This is a genomic window from Micromonospora sp. NPDC047793 (assembly GCF_040642635.1).
Taxonomy (GTDB): domain Bacteria; phylum Actinomycetota; class Actinomycetes; order Mycobacteriales; family Micromonosporaceae; genus Micromonospora.
Window position 1 is genome coordinate 94,144 of the sequence record NZ_JBEYSG010000006.1, and the last position, 22,956, is coordinate 117,099.

General features: G+C 73.4%; 20 protein-coding genes. 12 read left to right on the forward strand and 8 right to left on the reverse strand.

Annotated elements, in window-relative coordinates:
• Positions 1 to 2 precede the first annotated feature (2 nt).
• On the reverse strand, positions 3 to 1,667 hold the full coding sequence (locus tag ABZ738_RS14930) for a hypothetical protein (protein ID WP_357213516.1): 1,665 nt from the start codon (positions 1,665 to 1,667) through the stop codon (positions 3 to 5).
• Positions 1,664 to 2,335, reverse strand: coding sequence for a hypothetical protein (locus ABZ738_RS14935; RefSeq protein ID WP_357213519.1), 672 nt, complete (start codon positions 2,333 to 2,335; stop codon positions 1,664 to 1,666). Before ABZ738_RS14935 ends, ABZ738_RS14930 begins: the two co-directional genes overlap by 4 nt.
• Positions 2,336 to 2,465: 130 nt before the next feature.
• Here ABZ738_RS14935 and ABZ738_RS14940 point away from each other — a divergent pair, with 130 nt between their 5' ends.
• The 7 genes from ABZ738_RS14940 to ABZ738_RS14970 all read left to right on the forward strand — a co-directional run bounded on the left by ABZ738_RS14940 (position 2,466) and on the right by ABZ738_RS14970 (position 13,180).
• On the forward strand, positions 2,466 to 3,233 hold the full coding sequence (locus tag ABZ738_RS14940; RefSeq protein WP_176094131.1) for a glycerophosphodiester phosphodiesterase: 768 nt from the start codon (positions 2,466 to 2,468) through the stop codon (positions 3,231 to 3,233).
• Between the two features lie 23 nt (positions 3,234 to 3,256).
• Positions 3,257 to 4,654 carry an MFS transporter gene (locus tag ABZ738_RS14945; RefSeq protein ID WP_176094130.1) on the forward strand — a complete coding sequence of 466 codons (1,398 nt, stop codon included), beginning with the start codon at positions 3,257 to 3,259 and terminating at the stop codon, positions 4,652 to 4,654.
• A gap of 109 nt (positions 4,655 to 4,763) precedes the next feature.
• Positions 4,764 to 5,453 (forward strand): thymidine kinase, encoded by a 690-nt coding sequence (locus ABZ738_RS14950; RefSeq protein ID WP_176095847.1) that lies wholly within the window; start codon positions 4,764 to 4,766, stop codon positions 5,451 to 5,453.
• Positions 5,454 to 5,585: 132 nt separating this feature from the next.
• Complete coding sequence (locus tag ABZ738_RS14955; RefSeq protein WP_357213523.1) at positions 5,586 to 8,783, forward strand: FtsX-like permease family protein; 3,198 nt, start codon at positions 5,586 to 5,588, stop codon at positions 8,781 to 8,783.
• A complete protein-coding gene (locus tag ABZ738_RS14960; RefSeq protein ID WP_357213526.1) occupies positions 8,780 to 11,458 on the forward strand; it encodes an ABC transporter permease in 2,679 nt (892 codons plus the stop codon). Before ABZ738_RS14955 ends, ABZ738_RS14960 begins: the two co-directional genes overlap by 4 nt.
• 67 nt (positions 11,459 to 11,525) lie before the next feature.
• Entirely contained in the window at positions 11,526 to 12,494 is a 969-nt protein-coding gene (locus tag ABZ738_RS14965) for an ABC transporter ATP-binding protein (protein WP_357213529.1), read from the forward strand.
• Positions 12,491 to 13,180, forward strand: a complete 690-nt coding sequence (locus ABZ738_RS14970; protein ID WP_357213532.1) for an ABC transporter ATP-binding protein — start codon at positions 12,491 to 12,493, stop codon at positions 13,178 to 13,180. The genes ABZ738_RS14965 and ABZ738_RS14970 overlap by 4 nt, the downstream gene beginning before the upstream one ends.
• On the opposite strand, the gene ABZ738_RS14975 is transcribed toward ABZ738_RS14970, so the two are convergent.
• From ABZ738_RS14975 to ABZ738_RS14990, 4 genes are all read right to left on the reverse strand, one after another.
• Positions 13,181 to 13,636 carry a hypothetical protein gene (locus ABZ738_RS14975; protein ID WP_176094126.1) on the reverse strand — a complete coding sequence of 152 codons (456 nt, stop codon included), beginning with the start codon at positions 13,634 to 13,636 and terminating at the stop codon, positions 13,181 to 13,183.
• Positions 13,637 to 13,694: 58 nt separating this feature from the next.
• Positions 13,695 to 14,693, reverse strand: coding sequence for a tyrosine-type recombinase/integrase (locus tag ABZ738_RS14980; protein WP_131054181.1), 999 nt, complete (start codon positions 14,691 to 14,693; stop codon positions 13,695 to 13,697).
• Positions 14,694 to 14,825: 132 nt separating this feature from the next.
• On the reverse strand, positions 14,826 to 15,251 hold the full coding sequence (locus ABZ738_RS14985; protein ID WP_131054182.1) for an Hsp20/alpha crystallin family protein: 426 nt from the start codon (positions 15,249 to 15,251) through the stop codon (positions 14,826 to 14,828).
• Positions 15,252 to 15,329: 78 nt separating this feature from the next.
• Positions 15,330 to 16,001: a winged helix-turn-helix transcriptional regulator gene (locus ABZ738_RS14990; protein ID WP_357213537.1), complete on the reverse strand. Its 672-nt coding sequence runs from the start codon at positions 15,999 to 16,001 to the stop codon at positions 15,330 to 15,332.
• Between the two features lie 72 nt (positions 16,002 to 16,073).
• Here ABZ738_RS14990 and ABZ738_RS14995 point away from each other — a divergent pair, with 72 nt between their 5' ends.
• The 4 genes from ABZ738_RS14995 (at position 16,074) to rox (ending at position 20,151) form a co-directional block, all read left to right on the forward strand.
• Entirely contained in the window at positions 16,074 to 16,877 is an 804-nt protein-coding gene (locus ABZ738_RS14995; RefSeq protein ID WP_357213540.1) for an alpha/beta fold hydrolase, read from the forward strand.
• 89 nt (positions 16,878 to 16,966) lie between these two features.
• Positions 16,967 to 17,749, forward strand: a complete 783-nt coding sequence (locus ABZ738_RS15000; RefSeq protein ID WP_357213543.1) for an FkbM family methyltransferase — start codon at positions 16,967 to 16,969, stop codon at positions 17,747 to 17,749.
• Between the two features lie 58 nt (positions 17,750 to 17,807).
• Positions 17,808 to 18,275 (forward strand): HNH endonuclease, encoded by a 468-nt coding sequence (locus ABZ738_RS15005; RefSeq protein ID WP_357213546.1) that lies wholly within the window; start codon positions 17,808 to 17,810, stop codon positions 18,273 to 18,275.
• Positions 18,276 to 18,726: 451 nt separating this feature from the next.
• Positions 18,727 to 20,151, forward strand: coding sequence for a rifampin monooxygenase (rox, locus tag ABZ738_RS15010; protein WP_357213549.1), 1,425 nt, complete (start codon positions 18,727 to 18,729; stop codon positions 20,149 to 20,151).
• A gap of 55 nt (positions 20,152 to 20,206) precedes the next feature.
• On the opposite strand, the gene ABZ738_RS15015 is transcribed toward rox, so the two are convergent.
• Entirely contained in the window at positions 20,207 to 20,671 is a 465-nt protein-coding gene (locus ABZ738_RS15015) for a DUF1992 domain-containing protein (RefSeq protein ID WP_357213863.1), read from the reverse strand.
• A 109-nt stretch (positions 20,672 to 20,780) separates the two neighbouring features.
• Between ABZ738_RS15015 and ABZ738_RS15020 the strand changes: the two genes are divergently transcribed.
• Positions 20,781 to 21,473: a class I SAM-dependent methyltransferase gene (locus tag ABZ738_RS15020; RefSeq protein WP_176094122.1), complete on the forward strand. Its 693-nt coding sequence runs from the start codon at positions 20,781 to 20,783 to the stop codon at positions 21,471 to 21,473.
• Here the strand turns inward: ABZ738_RS15020 and ABZ738_RS15025 are convergent.
• Positions 21,416 to 22,927, reverse strand: coding sequence for a DHA2 family efflux MFS transporter permease subunit (locus tag ABZ738_RS15025; protein WP_357213552.1), 1,512 nt, complete (start codon positions 22,925 to 22,927; stop codon positions 21,416 to 21,418). The two genes, ABZ738_RS15020 and ABZ738_RS15025, sit on opposite strands and share 58 nt — an antisense overlap.
• Between the last annotated feature and the right edge of the window lie 29 nt (positions 22,928 to 22,956).

Consider the following 22,956-nt stretch of genomic DNA (forward strand, 5'->3'; position numbering starts at 1 on the left):
TCTCACACCGGCCGTGGCCGCTCACCGCCACCGGCCGGTGGCGGCTGGCCGTGCTGCTCGGCCCGGGCACCGGACCCCACCGCCTGGTTGCCGACCACGCTGAGGCCGCCGGTCTGGACGATGCCCTGGTTGAGGATCATCGTCTGGCGGCTGCGGAACTCGGCGGTGTCCAGGCCCCGCTCGTCGAGGAAGTCCACGATCGCGGCGAGAACGTGCCGCTCCACCACCTTCAGGTGCTTCGCCGCGTCGAGCACCTGGAAGTAGTTGTGGTAGTCGGTGCCGGTCGCCAACTCCCGCACCCCGACCCGGGCGCCGTGGTCGTACCCGAGGTCCTCACGGGCCAACCGCCGCAGCCGCGCCTGTCGCGCCCGGTGCCGCAGCGCGTGACCCAGGTCGGTCAGCAACCGGCCGGCGGCACCGGCGGCGGTCGGCACCAGCCGGTCGGTGGCGACCGCGAGCATCTGCACCAACTGCCGCGCCGACATCCAGTCGGTCAGCCGGTCCACCTCGTGGTACGCCCACCGGGGCGGCTCCAGCACCGTGCGGGCGCACTCCAGATAGAGCAGCTTCCCGTCGGTGGAGAAGTGCAGGAACGTGCCCGCCACCACCTCCGCGCCCCAGGACGGCACCAGCGCGCAGAGGTAGTGCCGGGCCGCGCCCTGCGGGTTCGCCGCCACCTGGCGGATCTCCTCCGGGGTGAAGCGCTGACGCGGCGCCCGTTCCTGGTCCGGCAGCAACCGGTGGTCCCCGGTCAGCAGGTGGCCGCCGACGAAGACCCGGTCCTCCAGCGTCAGCCCGGCCAGCCGGTCCGCCCCCAGGCCGGCGTCGAGCGAGGCCAGCCGCCCGCGTACGTGGTCGATCAGCTCCAGCACGGTGAACGGCGCCGGCGCCGGTCGGCTCAGCCCGGTGACGTGCTCGGCCGGGCGGATCGGCAGCGCGAACGACCACCCGGCCACCGGTGTGCCGTGCCCGACGAACGGCACGTACCCGCCGTAGACGGTGACGTTGCCGTGCTGGGCCTCGTCGACGGCGGCCAGCCGGTCGGCGTAGCGGGACGGCAGGGACACCTCGTCGGGCGCCGTCGTCAGGAACCGGTCCCGCCGCAACCGGGTCAGCAGCAGCCAGCGGGTGCCGTGCAGATGGATCGCGAGTGCCAGGAACGCGGCGATCCCGGCCGGCAACGCCAGCCACGGTCGCCCGACCAGCCACCCGGCCGGGCTGGACTCCACGACGGTGACCAGGTGGAACTGGATCAGCAGCACCAGGGCGCTCAGCGCGACGACGATCATGCCCAGCAGCGGACCGAGCATCCGCTCCCGGGTCGGGCGGAACGGAGTCAGGGAGGTGCCGACCCGCATCGCGCCGATCACCAACAGGGTCCACAGCGGGGCGAGCAGCACCGCCAGGCCACCGAAGACCAACAGCCGCAGGTCCCGGCGACGACGCCGGTGGCGGGCCACCAGGCAGTGCCGCAGCACCGGCGAGACGTCGAAGCCCACCGAGGGCGCCACCGCCCGCAACTCGTCGCCGAGCACCTCGTCGAGCACCCGTTCGGCGAACCGCTCGTCGGTGTGCGCGGCCACGCACAGGTAGCGGGTCGCCTCACTGTGCACCGGCGGCGGCGACGGGCGTTGCCCCGGCACCAGCGGATCCGTCCGTGCGGTCATCCCGGCCAACCCCCGTCCACCCGGCGCGGACGCGCCTCGGATCGTGTCGCGGCCACCGCCAGCAGCGGGCCGTAGAGCAGCCCGGCCTGCAGCGCGTCGGTGACCGTCACGCTCATCCACCGCTGCGGGTCGCTGGACAACACGAGATCGTCGGGCACGAGCAGCATGCCGACGAGCGCCCCGCCGAACGCGGCGAGCACCGTGGCCACGCCGACCAGGCCGACGACCGCGCACATCCGGTAGACCGCAGACGGCGCGGGTCGGTCCGCCAGCCAGCGCAGCAGCCACACCGTGCCGGCGACGAACAGCAGCGTGCGCAGGTTCTCCGAGATCCAGTAACCGACCATCGGAGGCTGCGCCGGTGCCAGCTCCCACCGGGGCCAGGTCACCGCCCAGAGCAGGACGCGAAGCAGCTCCGCCGCCAGCCCCGGCACCCCGTCGGCGGTGGGTAGGTCGGCGGCCCACCCTCGGACCAGTCCGGCGCCCCACCGGCTCCCGCCGGCCACCGCCACCGCCACGAACAACCAGGCGCCGGCGGGTGTCCGGCGCGGCTGCGGCGACTGGTCCGGCGGGGTGACCCGGGGCGGCAGCGGATCGACCGGGTGCGCGGTCAGCGTCGACCGGGGCGCCGTCGGCGGCCCGGGCTGTGGGAACGGCTGCCACGGCATCACTGCCCCATGGTGACCGTCGCGGAGCGCGTTAGGATGATCACTGTCCGGAATCCGGCACCGGCGACGGGCACCCGTCGGTCACCGGTCGGTCGTCCGCAGGCCACCGGCGGCGGGCATACTGCGCTGCGTGCCCTCCGGTCACCCGTACCTCGACGCCCCGACGCCGCTGGCCTTCGCGCACCGGGGCGGTGCCGGCGACGGCGACGAGAACACCACGGCCGCCTTCGCCCGCGCCGTCGAGCTGGGCTACCGGTATGTGGAGACCGACGTGCACGGCACCGCCGACGGCGTCGCGGTGGTGTTCCACGACCACACCCTCGAACGGCTCACCGGGCAGCGCGGCCGGCTCTCCGCGCTGCGCTGGGCCGACCTGGCCACGGTACGCGTCGGCGGGGCCGCCGCCGTGCCCCGCCTGGACGAGGTGCTCGACGCCTGGCCGCAGGTGCGCTTCAACATCGACGTGAAGTCCGACCTGGGCGTGGCACCGACCGTGTCCACGGTGGCGCGGGCCGGCGCCGGTGACCGGGTGCTGCTGGCCTCGTTCAGCGACGCCCGGCTGACCCGGCTGCGCGCCCTCACCCACGGTCGGGTCGCCACCAGCCTCGGCGTACGCGGAGTGGCCCGGCTGCGCTGGTCCTCGCTGACCGGTCGGCCGCTGCGGCTACCGCCGTCGGTGGTGGCCGCCCAGGTGCCGGTGCGCTTCGGCCGGATCCCGGTGGTGGACCGCCGCCTGCTGCGCACCGCCCATCGACTCGGCGTGCAGGTGCACGTCTGGACGATCGACGAACCTGACGAGATGCACGAGTTACTTGATCTCGGTGTGGATGGCATCATGACCGACCACGTCGGCGTGCTGCGCGACGTCTACCGCAGCCGCGGCCACTGGGCCGCCTGAACACCCCGGGCAAAGGACCCCACATGGCCGAGACGGCGACTCCTGCCGCGCAGGACGACACCCCGCAACCCGCCAGTACGCGTCGCGAGCGCACCGGCTGGTACATCTACGACTGGGCCAACTCGGCCTTTCAGACCACCGTCATCACGGTGTTCCTCGGGCCGTTCCTGACCAGCGTGGCCAAGATGGCCGCCGGCTGCGAACTCGGCGCCGACGACTGCAGCGGGTACGTCTACCCGCTGGGCATCAAGGTGGCCGCCGGCTCGTACTACCCGTACCTGATCTCGCTGTCGGTGCTGCTGACCGTCTTCGTGCTGCCGGTGATCGGCGCGATCGCCGACCGGTCGCTGCACAAGAAGCGGCTGCTGGCCGCCACCGCGTTCACCGGCGCCGGCGCGACCATCGGGATGCTCTTCGTCACCGGCGACCGGTACCTCCTCGGCGGCGCCCTGTTCATGATCGCCAACATCAGCTTCGGTGCGGCGATCGTGGTCTACAACTCGTTCCTGCCGCAGTTGGGCGGGCCGGACGAACGCGACGGCATCTCCAGTCGCGGCTGGGCGCTGGGCTACCTCGGCGGTGGCCTGCTGTTGGCGTTCAACCTGGTCGCGGTGCAGTCGTTCGACAACGGCACCCCGGAACGCACCCTCGACCTGGCGCGCTGGTCCATCGTGTCGGCGGGCGTGTGGTGGGCGGTGTTCACCCTGGTGCCGCTGCGCTGGCTGCGCGAGCGTCCCACCGCCGCGGCGGTGGCCGCCGGTCCCGGCGGCAACGTGCTCACCGACGGGTTCCGGCAACTGGGCCGCACCCTGCGGGAGATCAAGGCGTACCCGCTGACGCTGTTCTTCCTGCTGGCGTTCCTGGTCTACAACGACGGCATCCAGACCGTCATCACCCTGGCCAGCCAGTACGGCACCGAGGAACTGCGGCTGGACCAGAGCACCCTGATCGTGACGATCCTGCTGGTGCAGTTCCTGGCGTTCGGGGGCGCGCTCGGCCTCGGCTGGCTGGCCGGGCGGATCGGCGCGTGGAAGACGATCCTGCTGAGCCTGGTGCTGTGGACCGCGGTGATCCTCGGCGCGTTCCGGCTGCCGGCCGAGGCACCGGTGCCGTTCATGGTGCTCGGTGCCGCCATCGGCCTGGTCCTCGGCGGCAGCCAGGCGCTGAGCCGATCGCTGTTCAGCCAGCTCATCCCCGCCGGCAAGGAGGGCGAGTACTACGGCTTCTACGAGATCAGCGACAAGGGCACCAGTTGGTTGGGGCCGCTCGCGTTCGGTCTGGTGTTCCAGCTCACCAACTCCTACCGGGTGGGCCTGGTCTCCCTGCTGATCTTCTTCGTGGTCGGGTTCCTGCTGCTGCTGGCGGTGCCGATCCGGCGGGCGATCGTGGCCGCCGGCAACACGCCGCCACGGGTGCTCTGAGGCACACCGGCGGGCCGTCGGTGGACCGGTGGGCGCCGTCGATCGGCTAGGCTGCCGGTCCGTGACGAGCGCCGGAGACCCCGTACCCACCTGCCTGGCCCGCCCCCGGATGGCCGGTCCGGGCGACCCGTCGGCCGGGTGCGTGGCCGCCCGTGGCGTCGACGGGCGGCCGGCACACGCCGCCGCGCTGCGCTTCTACTGGGGTCCGATGGACTGCGGCAAGTCCACGATGGCGTTGCAGATGAACTACAACCACTCCCGGCAGGGCCGCCGGGGACTGGTCACCACCCGCATCGACCGTTCCCTGGGCCCGCAGGTCACCACCCGCATCGGCCTGGCGCACGAGGCGATCGAGGTCACCGACGCGCTCGACCTGCGCGCCCTGGTCCGCGACGCCTGGGCCGACGGGGTACGGGTGGACTACCTGATCTGCGACGAGGCCAGCTTCTACTCCGTCGAGCACGTCGAGCAGATGGCCGACCTGGTCGACAGCTACGACGTCGACGTGTACGCCTTCGGACTGGCCACCGACTTCCGGTCCTGCCTCTTCCCGGCCGCCCGACGGCTGTTCGAACTGGCCGACTCGGTGGCCCGGATCCAGGTCGAGGTGCTCTGCTGGTGCGGCCGGGAGGGTCTGCTCAACGCCCGGGTCGCGGGCGGGCGGATCGTCCGCGAGGGCGAGCAGGTGGTGATCGGCGACACCGTCGACGACGCCGACGTGCGATACCAGGTGCTGTGCCGCCGCCACCACCGCAACGGCGACCTCGGTCCACGCGCCACCGCCTGCGCCGACTCCTGAACCGCCGCCGAGGCGTCGGATAACGAAACGATCACTGCTGCGAACCTTTTCCGGGGGCCTGCCGCTTCTGGTGCGTGACGAGAAGCGCACACGGGCCGCACCGGCCCGCGTACCGGCGGGGGTGCAGGACGGATGAGGTTCGCGTGGCGGCGTGCCCGGGGCACGAGGGGCCTGCTGCTCGCCGCGGCCGGAGCGGCACTGGTGGCGACCCTCGCCCTGACCGGCCTGGCCGCCTACAACCGGGACGTGGTCGACTCGGGCACCCGCAACGTGCTCGCCGAGGCCACCGCGGCGGAACGGTCGCTGCTGGTCCGGGCCTCCGCCGGCCGCACCGCCGACGCGCTGCGCGACCGCGACGCCGCACTGCGCGCCCAGGTCGACACCGACCTGGGCGGGTTGCCCGCGCAGGTCACCGCCGCCGGGTACGCGGCCGGACGGCAGTTGCGCGGCGACACCGGGAACGCCGTCGCCGACCGCACCGGCACCACGTACGCGTCGGTGATGTTCCTCGACGACCTGCCCGCGCACGCCCGGCTGGCCGCCGGCACCTGGCCGCAGGCCGGAGCGGACCCGGTGCAGACCGCCCTCGCCGAGGCGGCGGCCCGCACCCTCCGGGTCGACGTCGGTGACCGCGTCCCGATCACCGACGGGCTCACCGGACAGATCACCGAGGTGACCGTCACCGGGCTGTTCACGCCGCTGGACCCGGACGCCGCGTTCTGGCGGCTGGCACCCGAGACGGCCACCGGCGCGTTGCCGCAGTCGGCCACGTACGGGCCGATGACGGTGGCCCGCGACGACTTCGTCACCCACTTCCTGCCCAACGCCTCCGCCGGCTGGCTGGTCGAACCCGACCTGACCGCGGTCGGCCCCGCCGCCCTGGACCAGGTGGCCGAGGCCGCCGGCCGGATCACCACCAGCACTCCGGCCGAGGCCGGACTGGGCGAGTCGGCGATGGCCACCAGCGACCTCGCCACCCTGGTACGCCGGCTGCAACAGGCCACCCTCGTCGGCCGGTCGGCGTTGGTCACCCCGATGCTGCTGGTGGTGGTACTCGGCGGGTACGCGTTGCTGCTCGTCGCCGTGCTGCTCACCGAGCACCGCCGGGGCGAGACCGCGCTGCTGCGGGCCCGGGGTGCCGCCCGGCGGCAACTGGCCGGGCTGACCGCCCGGGAGGCCACCCTGGTCGTGCTGCCGGCTGCGGTGCTCGCGCCGCTGCTCGCCGGGCAGGTGCTCGGGCTCGCCGGCCGCCTGCCGTGGCTCAGCGCGGTGTCGCTGCGGCCGGACGTCGTGCCCGGCGCGACGGTGTGGCTGGTCGCCGGGGCGGCGGCGGCCGGCTGTGCGCTGGCGATGATCGGGCCGAGCCTGCGCCGGGGCGACAGCTACGTCGCCGACCTGGCCAGCCGGTCCCGGCCCCGCCGTCGCGGCATGGTGCAGCGCGCCGGCCTGGACGTGCTGCTGGTCGGGCTGGCCCTGCTCGCCTGGTATCAGCTCAGCCGCTACTCCTCCCCGTTGTCCCGGTCCCGGGGCGGTGACCTGGGGGTGGATCCGCTGCTGGCCGCCGCACCCACGCTCGGGGTCCTGGCCGGCGCGGTGCTGGCGCTGCGTCTGCTGCCGCCGCTGGTCCGGCTCGCCGAACGGTGGGTGGACCGCAAACCGTGGACCGCCGTCATGCTCGGCACCTGGCAGGCCGGGCGACGGCCGCACGCCGGCCCGGTGCTGCTGCTGGCCCTCGCCGTCGCGGTCGGCACCCTCGCCTGGTCCCTGGCCGGCACCTCCCGCCGGTCGCTGGACGACCAGGCCGCGCACCTGGTCGGCGCCGACCTGCGCCTCACCGAGGTCAACGGCGCAGCCGCCGCCGACCGGGCCGACCGACTCGCCGGGCTGCCGGGCGTGCAGGTGCCGCTGCCGGCCTGGCGCGACACGGTACGACTCGGGCCGGCCGCCGCCCCGGCCACCATGCTGGCGGTCGACGCCGATGCCGCCGGCCCGGTGGTGCGGCTGCGGGCCGACCTGGCCGACGGCTCCACCGCCGACCTGCTCGACACGCTCACCGCCGGCCGGGTCGAGGCTCCCGGCACGGTGCTGCCGGCGGGCACCCGGCGGTTGACCGGCCAGGTGAGCACCCGGATCGCCGACACCGAGAGGAACTCCCCGGTGCGCCACCACGTGGTGCTGCTCGACCCGCACGGCACGCACCGCAGGCTGGCGCTGGGCTCCGGCGACCGGGACGGCACGCCGCTGCGGTTCGCCGTCGACCTGCCGACCGGTCCCGGCCCGTGGCGGTTGGCCGGTTTCGCCACGGAGACCCTCGGGGCGCCACGGATGAGCCTCGACTGGCGCCTGTCCGACCTGCGGGCCAGCCCGGACGGATCCCCCGGCACCCCGGTCGCGCTGACCGGGGACGGCTCCTGGCACCTGGTCGACCGGACCGGTGCCGCCACCGGGTCGACCGCCTCCGACGCCGGACTGACCGCCCGCTACGCGCGGGACGTGCCGGGCGGCTGGTTCGCCCGCAGTACGCCGGTGCAACTGGCCGTGGCCCGCACCGCCGCCCCGACCCGGGTGCCGGTGGTGGCCACCACGGCGGCCCTCGACGCGTTGCGCCTGGACGTGGGTGCGCAGACCCGGCTGTTCCTGGGCGGGGCCGAGGTGGACGTGGTGGTCGTCGACGCCGTGGCGGCGCTGCCCGGTGACACCGAGGCCGCCGCGTTGCTGGTGGACCTGCCCTCACTGGGTGCCCGGCTCTTCCACGACCACGGTCTCGTCCGGTCACCGCAGGAGTGGTGGCTGGCGGTAAGGCCCGGTGAGACGGAGAGCGTGGCCGAGGCCGCCGTCGCGCTCGGCGGCCTGACCGTGCTGGCCCGCGAGGACGTCGCCGCCGAGTTGGCCCGCGACCCGTTCGGGGTGGGCGCGCGCGGTGCCCTCTTCGCCGCCGCGCTGGCCGCGGTGCTGCTGGCCGCCGTGGGCGTGGCCGTGGACGTCAGCGCCACCGCGCGGCGGCGGGCCACCGAACTGGCGGTGCTGCACACCCTCGGCGCCGGTCAGCGCCTGGTGGCCCGCTCCCTGCTGGCCGAGCAGGCCTTCCTCGCCGGGATGGGGGTGCTGGTCGGCCTGCTGGTGGGCGTCGGGGTGGCCGCGACCATGGCACCCCTGGTCATCCTGACCCCGTCCGCCGAACGCCCCCATCCACCACCGCTGCTGAGCGTCGACTGGCCACCGGTGCTCGCCACCGGCGTGGGCCTGCTCGCCCTGGCACTGGCGTTCAGCGCCGCCGTCTCCACCGGCATGCGCCGTCGCCTGACCGTCACGGACGGAGCGACCCGATGACGGGCCGGATCAGGGTGTACGCGGGCCAGGTGGCGCTGCTGGCGCTGTTGGGTCTGGTCGCGGCGATGCTGGTGACCGCCGCGCCGCGCCTCGCCGACGGGTACGCCGACCGGGGGCTGCGCGCCGACGTCGCGCACCTGCCGTACCTGGTCCGTGACATCTCCTTCGGCGTGGCGCGGCCCGCACCGGCCGCCGCCGGGCAGGCCGAGCTGGACCGGTACGCCGCCGCGCTGCCGCAGCCACTGCCCGACCTGGTGGACCGCCGGTGGTACGCGTCCTCGATCGACCCGGAGCACCTGCTCGCGTACGGCGACGCACCACCCATGGACGGCGGGGCGCGGAAGCTGTTCGGGGTACGCGCCCAGACCGGCGTCGAGGAGGCGGTCGAGGTGACCGCCGGGCGGTGGCCGCGTACGCAGGCGGGCGGCCCGGCGGAGTTGGCGGTGTCGGTGGAGGCGGCCGAGACGCTGTCCCTGCGGCCCGGCACCGACCTGCGGTTCGGGGGCGGGAACCGGCAGGCCCGGGTACGCGTCGTCGGGGTGTTCACGCCGCGCGACGCCGCCGACCCGGTCTGGGACGACCTACGGCAGGCACTGAGCCCGACCGTGCCGCTGCTCGACGGCGACCCGTACGTGGTGGCGGGTGTGACCGACTGGGCCGGGATGGACGTGGTCTCGGTCGGTGCCGGGGTGCCGGCGGTGAGCGGCTGGCGGTACCGGCTCGACGAACGGCGGTTGGACACCGGGGTGCTCGACGCGGTCACCGCGGCGGTGGCCGAGACCCGCCGCTCCGAGACGGTCCCGGGCGCGCTGGTGCAGACCTCGCTGGACACCGCGCTGGTGCGCTTCGCCGACGCGCTGCGGTCGGTGCGGGCGTTGCTGGCCGTCGTGCAGACCGGGCTGCTCGCCAGCCTGCTCGGGCTGATCGTGCTGGCGGCCCGGCTCGCGGTCCGGCGCCGACGGGCGGAACTCACGCTGCTGCGGGCGCGGGGTGCCTCGCTGGCCACGATCGGTCGCCGGCTACTCGCCGAGGCGGTGCCGGTGCAGCCGCTCGCGGTGCTGCTGGGTGCCCTGGCCGGGGCGGCGGTGCCGGGCCGCTCGACCGGGGTGCCCTGGCTGGTGCCGGTGCTGGCGGTACTCACCACCGTCGTGGTGCCGGTGCTGGCGGTGCTCGCGTACCGGCGGGTCGGTGTGGTCGCCGGCCGCGCGGACGTGGTGGCGCAGCGCCCGAGCGCACGCCGGCTCACGCTGGAGGCGGGCGTGCTGGTGCTCGCCGGTCTCGGCGTGGTGCTGCTGCGCCGCCGGGGCCTGGATGTGGCCGGCGGCGTCGACGCGTACCTCAGTGCGGTGCCGGTGCTGGTCGCGGTCGCCGCCGCGCTGGTGGCGATCCGGTTGCTGCCGTGGCCGCTGCGGTTGGTCGGCCGCTTCGCCACGCGGTCCCGGGGCGCGATGCTGTTCCTCGGCGTGGCCCGCGCCGGTCGGGGTGCGCCGGTGGCGTGGGGGCCGTTGGCGGTGCTGATCGTCGCGGTCAGCACCGGCGTCTTCGGCGGCGTGGTGACGACCACGGTGGCCGACGCCCGGGACCGGGCGGCGACCCTGAGCATCCCGGCCGACGCCTGGTTGACGGGCTACACCTTCGCCCCGGACGCCGCCGACGAGATCGGGACGGTGCCCGGGGTGCAGGCGGTGGCCCGGGTCTGGGTGGAGTCGAACCGGCGGCTGCTCTCCGAGAGCGGCCCGGGGGCACGTCAGCTCGGTCAGGCCCGGGTGCTGGTGGTGGACGCCCCGGCGTTCGCCGAGGTCGTGGCGCGCAGCGGGGTGGACGTCGACGTGCCGGCCGCGTTGCGCGACGCGGCCCGTGGGGACGGGCCGGTGCCTGCGGTGGTCTCGCCCCGGGTGGCGGCGGAGATCGGCGACGGCGCGGTGGCCGACGTGCAGAGCCGGTGGTACGCCTTCCAGGTCGCCGGCATCGCCGACGCCTTCCCCGGCGTGGGGCTCGGCGTCGAGCGGTTCGTGGTGCTGCCGTGGCAGGCGCTACCCGAGTACGAGTACACCCCGATCGTGCCCAACCGGTACCTGCTCGCCACCGACGGCGTGGACGAGGCGCGGTTGCTGGCGGTGGCCGACGAGACGCAGCGGCGGCGGCAGTCCGACGTGCTCGGCAGGGAGGTCACGCGGACCCAGGTGCCGGCGGCCCTCCAGACCCGGCAGGCGTACCGGGAGGGGTTGGAGCGTACCGGGGCCAACGAGGTGTTGACTCTGGCGTTCACCGTGGGTGCGGCCGGTGGCACCGCGCTGGCGGTCCTGGCCGTCGGGTTCGCGGTGGTCGCCGACGCCGCCGGTCGGGGGCGGACGCTGTCGCGGCTGCGCACCCTGGGCCTGTCGGCGGCGGGCGGTCGGCGGCTTCTCGTGTACGAGCTGGTGCCGCTGGTGGTGGTCGCGGCGTCGACCGGCGCGGCGGTGGGGGTGGCCCTGCCCCGGCTGCTCGGTCCGACCCTGGGGCTGGCCGCGTTCGCCCCCGGGGTCCCGATCCGCGACCACCTGGATCCGCTGGTCGTGGGCGGGGTGCTGGTGCTGGTGGTGCTCGGCCTGCTGGCCGGGCTGGTGGTGGAGAACCTGGTGAACCGGCGGATGCGCCTCGGTAAGGTGCTGCGCCTGGGAGAGGAGAACCCGTGAGCGAGCGTCAGCGAGCGGATCGTGGACCGGTGTCCCAGGCCGGCGCGCGGCGGAGCGGAGAGCCGGCATGACCGTGGTGGAGCCGGGGCCGGATCTGGCGACGTTGCAGCGGCGGGCGGCAGAGCGTGCCGCCGCCCGTGCCGGTGGCGCGGACCGGCTGCGCGGGCACATCGTCTGCGACGGCCTGGTGCGGATCTTCACCAGTGAGGGCGTGGAGGTCGTCGCGTTGCAGGGGCTCAACCTGGTCGTGGACCGGGGCGAGCTGGTGGCGATCGTGGGTGCCTCCGGGTCCGGCAAGTCCACCGTGCTCAACATCCTGTCCGGGCTGGACACCCCGACCGCCGGGATCGCCCGGGTGGCCGGCTACGACCTGTTGACCATGTCGGCCCGCAGGCGGCTGCGGTACCGGCGGCACACGGTCGGGTTCGTGTGGCAGCAGACCGGCCGCAACCTGCTGCCGTACCTGTCGGCGCGGGAGAACGTGGAACTGCCGATGCGGTTGGCCGGTCGGGGTGGCCGGGCCGGTCGGCGCCGCGCGACGGAGCTGCTGGACATGGTCGGCGTCGGCTCCTGCGCGGACCGTCGGCCGGGGCAGATGAGCGGCGGTGAGCAGCAGCGGTGCGCGGTCGCGGTGGCGGTCGCCAACGACCCGGAGGTCCTCTTCGCCGACGAGCCGACCGGTGAGCTGGACGAGGCGACGGCGGCGGAGGTGTTCGGGGCGCTGCGCACCATCAACGCCGAGTTGGGCGTGACGGTGGTGGTGGTCACCCACGACCCGCAGGTCGCCACGCAGGTCCGCCGGACCGTCTCGATCCGCGACGGGCGGACCGCCTCGGAGGTGCACCGCACCGCGCGGGTCGGCGTCGACGGTGTGGAGGAACTGGTCACCGAGGAGTACGCGGTGCTGGACCGGGCCGGGCGGATGCAGCTTCCCGCCGGGTTCGTCGACGCGTTGGCGCTGAAGGACCGGGTGAAGCTGACCCTGGAGCCGGACCACGTGCAGGTCCGCGCGGGCGACGGGAGGGACGCGACGTGAGCGAGGACCTGGTACGCGTCGAGGGGTTGTGCCGCGACTACGGCAGCGGCGACCGGATGGTCCACGCGGTACGGGACGTGTCGTTGCGGGCCGGTCGCGGTGAGCTGGTCGCGGTGCGGGGCCGCTCGGGTGCCGGCAAGACCACGCTGCTGAACCTGATCGGCGGCCTGGACCGGCCCACGTCGGGACGGGTGTGGGTGGCCGGTCGCGAGGTGACCGCCGCCGGTGAGCAGGAGCTGCTGCGGCTGCGCCGGGACACGGTCGGGTTCGTCTTCCAGTCCTTCGGGCTGATCCCGATCCTTTCCGCCGCCGAGAACGTCGGGGTGCCGATGCGGTTGGCGAAGACCCCGGCCGCGCAACGCGAGGAACGGGTGTCGGTGCTGCTGGAACTGGTCGGGCTGGGCGGGCAGGCCGCGCAACGCCCGTACGAGATGTCCGGTGGACAGCAGCAGCGGGTGGCGATCGCCCGCGCGTTGGCCAACGACCCCGAGCTGCTGATCGCCGACGAACCCACCGGCCAGTTGGACTCGGAGACCGGCCGGGCGGTGATGGACCTGCTGCGGGCGCTGGTGCACGCGCGGGGAATGACCGCGCTGGTGGCCACGCACGATCCGACGCTGGTGGAGATGGCCGACCGGGTGCTGGTGCTGCGCGACGGTCGGCTGGTCGAGCCGGCCGGGGTGTGATCAGTACGGGTCGCCGCAGACCCGCCACCCGTCCTCCCGCACCACCGACAGTTCACGTTGCTCGGTGGCGCCGCTCTCGCGGGTCAGCCGGACAGTGACGGTGCCGTGCGGTTTGCCCCGGTCGGTGGCGACCGACACGTCGACGATCTCGTAGTCGCGCACGGTCGGCGGGGTGCGGACCCAACTGGTGAAGCCCAGCTCGCTCCACCGGCTGCGCGAGTCGGCACAGAGCCGCTCGTACGCGCTGTCGGTGTCGCCCGTGGTCACCTCCCGCAGGAACCCCTCGGCGGTCTCCCGCACCGGGCCGGCGGCCTGGGTGACCACCTGCACGTTCCAGGCGCCGAGACCGGCGACACCGATGCAGCACAGCGCCACACCGGCGCCGGCGAAGACGAGTCCGACCCGGACCGGGTGACGTCGCCGGGCCGGCCTGCTCCACGGCTGCGCCTCGCCCACACCATCCGACCGTAGAGAATCGGGCGCGTCGGCGGGCGGAAAGCCGTCCGGTGCCGCGTCAGGTCCGGCGGCGGGCCCGGGCGGCCCAGATGGCGTACGCGGGATCGCGGTCGAGGTTGTGCCGGTCGCGGTCGTAGCGTCGGGTGGTACGCGGGTCGGCGTGCCCCATCGCGTCCTGCACGTCCTCCAGCGGTACGCCCTCGGCGCGGGCGGTGGTGGCGAACGCGTGCCGCAGCGAGTGCGGCGACAGGCGGGCCCACGCCGGGATGCCCGCGTCCCGGGCGAGCCGCCGGATCAGCCGGAACACCGAGTGCCGGTCGAGTCGGGCGCCGCTGGCGGTGACCAGCAGTGCCCCGGTGAGCTGGTGTGCCGCCACGCCCTGCTCGGCGGCGCGCTGGGTCAGGTAGGCGTCCACGGCGTAGGCGGTGGAGGGGGTGAGGGCACGGCGGCGGGACTTGCCGCCCTTGCCGGTGAAGCGCACGCTGCGGTGTCCGCGTTCGGTGCCGAGGTCGGCGACGTCCAGGGAGACCAGTTCCCCCACCCGCAGACCGAGGTCGGCCAGGAGGGTGACGGCGGCGCGGTTGCGGGCGGCGGTCGGCCCGGTGTCGGTCTCGACGGCGGCGAGCAGCGCGTCCACCTCGTCGGGGGCCAGGCCCACCGTGCTCGAATGGTCGCGGTCGATGCGGGGCCGGTCGGCGTCGGAGACCGGGTTGGCGTGCACCGCCTGGAGCTTGACCAGGAAGTCGTACCAGCTGGACATCGCGGACAGCTTGCGGGCCACGGTCGCCGGGGTCAGCGGCTTGCCGGTCCGCGCGGCCAGGGTGCTCTCCAGCGTTCGCGCGTACTCGTTGACGTGCAGGAAGTTCGCCCGCAGCGGGTCCAGGTGGCGGGCGTCGCACCAGCTCAACCACCCGGCGACGTCCCGCCGGTACGCGTCACGGGTGTGTTCACTCAACCGCCGGTTACGCAGCCACGCGTCGGTGACGGCCATCGGCCCCCCGGGCAGGGCGGGATGGGCCGGCGGGCGGTACAACACCGGGGTTTCGGTCGAACGCATGCGAAAAATGTTCTCAGTCGTGTTTCAGGATGACGAACAGGCGCGCCGACGCGTCATGATCGCACACCGCCGGACCGTACGGCCGCCGCACGCGGCCGGGCGGGAACACCTCCCGCCCGGCCGTCACGGGTGTCAGGCGTTGATCTGCCGTCGGCCGGTGCCGGTCGCGCTGACGGTGACCTTGCGCGGCTTGGCCCGCTCGGCCACCGGGATCCGCAACGTCAACACGCCGTTCTCGTACCCGGCCTCCAGCTTGTCCGTGTCGAGCGTGTCGCCGAGGAAGAGTTGCCGGCTGAACACGCCCATCGGGCGCTCGGCGGCGACGAGTTCGACGGTGTCACCGGCGGGCCGGCGACGCTCGGCCCGGACGGTCAGGACGTTGCGCTGGACGGTGCAGTCGATGCTGTCCGGGTCCACTCCCGGCAGGTCGAAGGCGGCGTAGAAGTGGTCGCCGTCGCGGTAGGCGTCCATGTGCATGACCGCAGGGCGGCTGGTGGTGCCGAAGAACTGCTCGGCGAGCCGGTCGATCTCACGGAACGGGTCGGTGCGCATCAGCATCTCGTGCCTCCTCGGGTCCTCTGCGCCGAAGGTTCGGAAGTAGTTGAGCCTTGGCGACTCAACTTTCTGTCTTCTTATTTAGCGCGCCGGGCGCGCATCGTCAACTCCCGCGCGGTGGTCGTCGAAGGCGGCCAGCAGGCGGCGCAACAGCCGCAGGTCGCCCTCGGCGCTCGCGGTTCCGCTGCGGACGGCCTCGTCGAGCTCGCGTCGGTCGAACACGAGGTCCTGCACGGTACGCACGGTGGCGGTCAGGGTGGCATCGGCGGGTACGTCGCCACGGATCGCCTCCAGCCTGCCGTGGCCGATGGTGAGCAGGAAGGCGTCGCCGGGCAGCCGGAGCGTGACGGTGCCGCGCACCGATCCAATCGCGGCGGCGTCGAAGGTGGTGCGGAGTGCCACGATCAGGGCGTCGGGGCTGAGTTCCTCGGCCGAGTCCGGCTGTGGCGACAGCCGACTGCCCCAGTCCCCCAGCGCCAGCAGGACCGGTTCGAGTGCGCGACCGCGCTCGGTGAGCTCGTAGATCAGCCCGGTCGCCGGAGGCAGCGCGCGGTGCCGCGCCAGGATGCCGGAACTCTCCAGCTCGCGCAGTCGCTGGGTCAACACGTTCTGGCTCATGCCGGGCAGTCCACGGTGCAGATCCGTGAACCGCTTGGGGCCGAACAGCAACTCGCGCACCACCAGCAGCGCCCAGCGTTCACCGACCACGTCGAGCGCTCTGGCGATGCCGCACAGGTCCAGGTAGCTCCGCACGCGCCGATCGTACCTTGCATTCGACCACCAGTTGCTCCTAGTTTAGGAGTAACGCTGATCAGAGGAGTTCGGATGCCGCACGTGTACTCAGCCGACGGCACGTCGATCGGTTACGACCGGCTCAGTGACGAGGGACCCGCGCTGGTGCTCGTCGGGGGCGGCTTGGACGACGGCACGGAGAACCGACCGCTGGGCGAGCACCTGGCCACCGGCTTCAGCGTCGTGAACTACCGGCGACGTGGCCGAGGCGACAGCGGCGACGGTCGGCCCTACGCCGTCGAGCGGGAGGTCGAGGATCTCGCGGCGGTGATCGACGCCGCCGGAGGCCGCGCGCACCTGTTCGGCGCGTCGAGCGGAGGAGCGCTCGCGCTCGAGGCGGCCGCCGCCGGCCTCCCGATCGACCGGATCGCCGTCCACGAGGTGCCGTACCAGGTGGACGACGCCATGATCTCCGCCTGGCGGGCGTACCGTCGAGAACTCGACGCCGCCCTCGACGCCGGCGACCGCGACCAGGCGCTCACGCTGTTCATGCGGCTCGCCGGCTCCTCCGAGCAGGACATCGCAGGCGCGCAGGCCGCACCGGTGTGGCCCGCGCTCCGCGCGCTGGCACCGACGTTGCGCTACGACGCGGCATGCCTCGGCGACGGCCCGCCGCCCGCACACCGTCTCGCGATGGTGCGGCAGCCGGTACTCCTGACGACCGGCGTCACGGTCGACCCGCAGATGGCCGGACTTCCCGTCGACTTCTTCGGCGCGGCGGCAGACGCGGCCGCCGCCGCCCTACCCGACGCCCGGCGGCACACCCTCACGGTCGAGGGCCACGTCGCCGATCCGGCCGTACTCGGTCCCGCACTGCGCACGTTCTTCGCCAACTGACCTGTCCTCCCGGCGCCCGCGTTCACGCCGGGTGACGGGCGTCATCGAGCCGAGCCACCTCGGCGGGACGCGCGGGTTAGGGTGCTGCGATGGGTACACACACCGCTGCGGTCGAGGCGCTCAAGGCCGACCCCGCGACTGCCGGGCTACGCCGGTCGCTGGAGGTCTACTACGGCGACCCCGGACGGGACGCGGCGATGGACGCCTTCTACGCCCGCTTCGTCCGACCCGGCGACCTGGTCTTCGACATCGGCTCCCACGTCGGCGACCACATCGGCAGCTTCCGCCGCCTCGGCGCCCGGGTCGTCGCGGTCGAACCGCAGCCGCTGTGCCTGCGGGCGCTGCGCACCATCTACGCCGACGACGACCAGGTCACCCTGGTCGAGGCGGCCTGCGGGGCGCAACCGGGACGGATCGGTTTCCTGGTCAACTCCGCCAACCCCACCGTCTCCACCGCCTCCACCGACTTCGTCAGTGCGGCGGCCGGGGCCGGCGGCTGGGAGGGGCAGGTCTGGGACGGTCAGATCGAGGTCCCGGTCACCACCGTGGACGCCCTCATCGCCGAACACGGCACGCCGGCCTTTGCCAAGATCGATGTGGAGGGCTTCGAGGACGCCGTGCTGGCCGGGCTGAGCGGCACGCTGCCCGCGTTGTCGTTCGAGTTCACCACGATCGAACGCGAGGTGGCGCTGCGCTGCCTGGACCGGTTGACCGCGCTCGGTTTCGGCGGCTTCGACGTGGCGCTCGGCGACCACAAGGAGCTGACCCTCGGCCGCTGGGCCACCGCCGAGGAGATGGCGGCGTACCTCACCGAGTTGCCGCACGAGGCCAACTCCGGCGACGTCTACTGCGTGCCGTCGCCGTCCCGCTGACACCCCGGCCCACGCATCGCCGGTCCCCCGCTGGTGACCGCCGCCGTACCCTGACCGGGTGCTGTCCCAGATCACCGGCCTGTCCCGACACTTCACCGAGGACACGCTGCGGGCGTACCTGCTGAGCCGTTCGACCCGCACCGACAGCGGATGCCTCGTCGTCCGTGGCTACGGCACCCGGCGGGGCGTACACCAGAAGCTGGCGGGCCGGGCCTGGGCGCACATCGCGGCGTACGTGGTCTTCGTCGGGGACTACGACCCGGCGCTGGAGATCCACCACGACTGTGCAGTGCCGGACTGCATCGAGCCGACGCACCTGCGCCAACTCCGCCACGCGGACAACTGTCGAGAACGCCGCCAGGCCCCGCTGTGCCGCAACGGGCACGAGCGGGAGATCGAGCCGGCGACCGGCCGCTACCGACGCGTCTGCCGGACCTGCAACCGCGAGGCGCAGAAGCGTTGGCGCGAGCGCCAGGCCGCCGAGGTCGCCGCAGCCCGCGCGACGTACCGGCCGACGCCCTCCTGACACCCCGAGAGTCCTGACCAGGCGGCACAGTCCGTGGACTACACCAGCGTAAACCCTTACGCACATTAACAGTCATTATGATGCGTGGTGCCTTTGCCCGATTTGTGGCGAGTAATTATTGGATTGCTGTTACTGGTTATCCATTAATTACTCGCCACCCTCTCCGGTTCGGTGGGACAGCTCCCGAGCGGAGAGGTGTGCGGGTCGAGGAGGACACCCGACGGCCGTGCAAAGACGGCAGGCGTCTGTCGAGTGGCGTGGGCCGGGGTGTGTCGCGCGATGGCGCAGAGTGCCGGCGTGTGAGGCGGCGGGCCGGTGGGAGCGCGAAGCGCAAGGGCATCGCGTGCCGCCACCATCACCGTATAGCTCACCCCGGGGCTTGCGGCAAGACCCGGGCCGGGGCGCACAATCGGGCGCCGAAGCCAGGAGCTGCGGAAACAAGGGGAATGTCATGGTCGACGTGATCGTCGCCGGGGCCGGACCGACCGGCCTGATGCTGGCCGCCGAACTACGACTGCACGGCGTGCGCGTACTCGTGGTGGAGAAGGAACCCGAGCCGCCCGCCTTCGTACGCGCACTCGGCCTGCACGTCCGCAGCATCGAGGTGCTGGACCAGCGGGGCCTGCTGGAACGCTTCCTCGCGTACGGCCGGCGGCGCCCGCTCACAGGGTTCTTCGCCGGCCTCGACACGCCCGCACCCGTACGGCTGGACACCGCACATCCCTACGTTCTCGGCATCCCGCAGCCCGTCACCGACCGGTTGCTGGCCGAGCGCGCCACGGAACTCGGTGCCGAGATCCGGCGCGGCGGCGAACTGGTCGGGCTGAGCCAGGACGAGCAGGGTGTCACCGTCGAACTGGCCGACGGCACCCGACTGCGCTCGCGCTACCTGGTCGGCTGCGACGGTGGACGCAGCAGCGTCCGCAGACTGCTCGGTGTGGACTTCCCCGGTGAACCGAGCCGGGTCGACACGCTGCTGGGCGAGATGCGGGTGACCACACCGACGGAGACGCTGGCCGCTGTCGTGGCCGACGTACGCAGGACCCAGAAGCGGTTCGGTGTCGGCCCGGTCGGGGACGGCATGTGCCGCGTCGTCGTACCCGCCGAGAAGGTGGCCGAGGATCGGGCCGTCCCGCCGACCCTCGACGACTTCCGGCGTCAACTGCGGGCGTACGCCGGCACCGACTTCGGCGTGCACTCGCCCCGCTGGATGTCGCGCTTCGGCGACGCCACCCGGCTGGTCACGCGGTACCGGACCGGGCGGGTGCTGCTGGCCGGCGACGCCGCGCACATCCACCCGCCCGTCGGCGGGCAGGGCCTCAACCTCGGCATCCAGGACGCCGTCAACCTCGGTTGGAAGCTGGCCGCAGAGGTGGGTGGCTGGGCGCCGGAAGGGCTGTTGGACAGTTACCACACGGAACGGCACCCGGTGGCCGCCGACGTCCTCGACAACACCCGCGCGCAGATGGAGCTGCTCTCCACCGAGCCGGGTCCGCTCGCGGTGCGACGGCTGCTGTCGCACCTGATGGAGTTCGAGGAGGTCAATCGGTACCTGATCGAGAAGATCACCGCGATCTCGGTCCGGTACGACGTCGGTGCGGGCCACGAACTGCTCGGCCGCCGGATGCGGGACGTACGCCTGGGCCGGGGGCGTCTCTACGAGCTGACGCGCACCGGACGCGGACTCCTGCTCGACCAGACCGGCCGGCTCTCGGTCGACGGTTGGGCGGACCGCGTCGACCATGTCGTCGACGTGAGCGAGGAACTGGACGTGCCGGCCGTGCTGCTGCGGCCGGACGGCCACGTGGTGTGGGTCGGTGCCGAGCGGCAGAGTCTGCGGGACCACCTGCCCCGGTGGTTCGGGTCGGCACGGTGACAGCCTGCCGCGCGGAGGCCCTCGACACCGTCGAGCAGGATCGCCACGGGACGGATCAGGCGGCGCGGCGTCGGCGGAACGGGAACCAGGACCACCGGGGTGCGGACGGCGGGGCGGCCAGGGGGACCGCTGGGTCGGCGGCGGCGCGACGCGCGGCCCGCCACGTCGACACCACGGTGTCGGCGTCGACCGGGCGCACCACGACGCGAGGGCCGGACGGGTTGCGCAGCCAGGCCATCACCTCGGCGTTCAGGTCGGCGACGCAGGAGCGTACGGCCTGCTCGGTGGGGAGGTCGCGGACCTCGTCGGGCAGGCGCTCGATGCGGCGGCGCAGCAGCAGCGGGGTGGGTAGCAGCAGGTCGGTGGGGAGCTTCTCGCGTTCCATGAAGCTCTTGATCCACCAGGACTCGTCGTAGGGCATCCCCCGGCCCGGGACCGGGCGGCCCGCGCCGGGCAGGTCGTCGAACTCCCCGCGTTCCTGCGCCGAGCGGATCTGCGCCTCGACCGACGCCTCCCACATCCTGTCCACGCGTTCCACCTCCCCGTTCCCCCAGGGTACCGGGGCGGTGGAAGCGTTCTTCCTGCTCGACGACTTGCTTCCCGCGTCACCACCTCGGCAAGCTTCCCGGATGCCCGCAGCCCACGCGTACCACGACCAGGCCGGTGACGTCTTCGCGGCGCACGCCGCTGACAGTCCGCACAATGCCTACACGGACCGGCCGGCCATGCTCACGCTCGCCGGTGACGTGGCCGGTCTGCGGGTCCTGGACGCCGGCTGTGGTGGCGGCCACTACGCGGCCGAGTTTGTCGCCCGGGGAGCCGAGGTGGTGGCGGTCGACGGCAGCGCCACGCTGGTCGAGCACGCCCGGGCCGTGCTCGGCGATCGCGCCGACGTCCGCCAGCACGACTTGGACTCCCCGCTGGAATTCGCGGCCGACGCGTCGTTCGACGGGGCCGTCTGCGCGCTGGTCCTGCACCACCTGACCGACCGCGTCCGGTTCCTCGGCGAGGTGCGGCGAGTGCTGCGGCCGGGCGGTTGGTTCCTGCTGTCGACGACACATCCGGCGTCGGACTGGCGGTACTACGGCGGATCGTACTTCGACGAGAGCTGGGTCGAGTTCCCGATGGCGGACGGGATCACCATGCGCTTGCAGCGGATGACCCTTGAGTCCCTGATAACCGAGGTGCTCGACGCGGGGTTCGTGCTGGAGCGGCTGGTCGAGCCGAGGGCGGTCGAGACGCTGCGCACCACCGACCCGGAGCGCTACGCGCGACTGACCGAGCGCCCGAGCTTCGTGGCCCTGCGGCTGCGCCGCCCCTGACGACGCTCACCGCGACTCGTACGCAGGCCCACGACTGCCGCCAGTGCGCTCAGCACCATGAGGACTGCGGCGACGGCGTAGCTACTGCCGACCGCTCCGGCAAGCTGGGGTTCGAGCTCGGCACGGGCGGACAGGTCGAGGGCGAGCATCGCCGCGAGCCCACCGGTGTCGGTGGTGGCCAGTTCGGGCACCCGGGCGGACACCACCACGGTGAGGGTGGTGGCCACGAGGGCGACACCGACCGCGCTGGCCATCTGCTGGACAAGCGCGAGCAGCGTCGTACCGCGTGGGGTGTCCTCGTGTTCCAGGTCGCGTACGGCCACGGTCATGGTCGGCATCAGGGTGGCGCCGGATCCGACGCCGAGAACGGCCGCCGCGGCGGCGATCATCGGGTACGACGCGCCGCTCGTCGTCGTGATCAGGAGTGCGATGCTGCCGAGCAGGCCCAACGTGACGCCGGTGAACACGATGCGTGCAGGTCGCACTCGGTCGACCAGTCGGGTGGCGATCTGCAGGGTCACTCCGACGGCGAGAGCCATCGGGATGGTGATGGTGCCGGCCAGGGCGGCGGGGTCGCCACGGACACCTTGGACGTAGATCGGCAGGATCGACATCGCTCCGAAGTAGGCGGCACCGAAACACACCAGCACCGCCAGGCCGGCGGCGAGGGGGCGGTGTCGCAGCAGCCGCAGGTCCACCAGCAGGGCATCCGTCCGCAGGGCGCGGACGACGAACGCGGCCAGGAGCGACATCCCCGCGCCGAGCGCGGCGGCTACCTCGATGGTCATCTCGCCGGTCTCTCCGATGAGGGTGCACCCCAGCACGAGCAGCACGGCGCCGCCGGACACCTGCGCCAGGCCGGTCCAGTCCATCCGCGCGGGCGGGGCCGGGTCGGCGGGTTGGGGTGGCAGCAGCCGCGTGCACAGCAGCACGGCGGCGGCGCCGATCGGCACGTTGAGAAGGAAGATCCAGCGCCAGGAGGCGGCGTCGACGAGCCAGCCGGCAAGTGGTGGGCCGAGGACGGGACCGATGACGACGGGCAGGCCCAGCAGGCTCATCAATCGACCGCGGAATTCGCGGGGCACGGCGCGCAGGCCGATGGCCGTACCCACGGGGTTGAGCAGGCCGCCGCCGAGCCCTTGCAGGATCCGGAACACGGTGAGCGACCCGGCGTCCCAGGCCAGGCCGGCCAGAGCCGAGGAGACGGTGAAGATCACCAGCGCGGTCACGTACACGCGGCGGGCACCGTAGCGGTTCGCCGCCCAGCCAGCGAGCGGTGTCACCGCGACGACGCCGAGCAGGTAGCCGCTGGTGACCCACTGCACCGCAGGCAGGGTCGAATCGAGGTCCGCGACGATCGCGGGGACCGCCACCAGAGTGACGGTGGTGTCGACGGTGACCATCAGCCCACCGAGGGCGAGCACCAGGCCGATGACACGTGCGCGACGATCCATGTCGGCCATGCTCGACCTTCAACCTCAGG

Bases quoted from the DNA above. Each gene is read 5' to 3' on its own strand.
- ABZ738_RS14930 (WP_357213516.1), bottom strand. From the start codon at position 1,667: ATGACCGCACGGACGGATCCGCTGGTGCCGGGGCAACGCCCGTCGCCG.
- ABZ738_RS14935 (WP_357213519.1), bottom strand. From the start codon at position 2,335: ATGCCGTGGCAGCCGTTCCCACAGCCCGGGCCGCCGACGGCGCCCCGG.
- ABZ738_RS14945 (WP_176094130.1), top strand. From the start codon at position 3,257: ATGGCCGAGACGGCGACTCCTGCCGCGCAGGACGACACCCCGCAACCC.
- ABZ738_RS14950 (WP_176095847.1), top strand. From the start codon at position 4,764: ATGGCCGGTCCGGGCGACCCGTCGGCCGGGTGCGTGGCCGCCCGTGGC.
- ABZ738_RS14955 (WP_357213523.1), top strand. From the start codon at position 5,586: ATGAGGTTCGCGTGGCGGCGTGCCCGGGGCACGAGGGGCCTGCTGCTC.
- ABZ738_RS14960 (WP_357213526.1), top strand. From the start codon at position 8,780: ATGACGGGCCGGATCAGGGTGTACGCGGGCCAGGTGGCGCTGCTGGCG.
- ABZ738_RS14965 (WP_357213529.1), top strand. From the start codon at position 11,526: ATGACCGTGGTGGAGCCGGGGCCGGATCTGGCGACGTTGCAGCGGCGG.
- ABZ738_RS14980 (WP_131054181.1), bottom strand. From the start codon at position 14,693: ATGCGTTCGACCGAAACCCCGGTGTTGTACCGCCCGCCGGCCCATCCC.
- ABZ738_RS14985 (WP_131054182.1), bottom strand. From the start codon at position 15,251: ATGCTGATGCGCACCGACCCGTTCCGTGAGATCGACCGGCTCGCCGAG.
- ABZ738_RS14995 (WP_357213540.1), top strand. From the start codon at position 16,074: ATGCCGCACGTGTACTCAGCCGACGGCACGTCGATCGGTTACGACCGG.
- ABZ738_RS15000 (WP_357213543.1), top strand. From the start codon at position 16,967: ATGGGTACACACACCGCTGCGGTCGAGGCGCTCAAGGCCGACCCCGCG.
- rox (WP_357213549.1), top strand. From the start codon at position 18,727: ATGGTCGACGTGATCGTCGCCGGGGCCGGACCGACCGGCCTGATGCTG.
- ABZ738_RS15015 (WP_357213863.1), bottom strand. From the start codon at position 20,671: ATGTGGGAGGCGTCGGTCGAGGCGCAGATCCGCTCGGCGCAGGAACGC.
- ABZ738_RS15020 (WP_176094122.1), top strand. From the start codon at position 20,781: ATGCCCGCAGCCCACGCGTACCACGACCAGGCCGGTGACGTCTTCGCG.
- ABZ738_RS15025 (WP_357213552.1), bottom strand. From the start codon at position 22,927: ATGGATCGTCGCGCACGTGTCATCGGCCTGGTGCTCGCCCTCGGTGGG.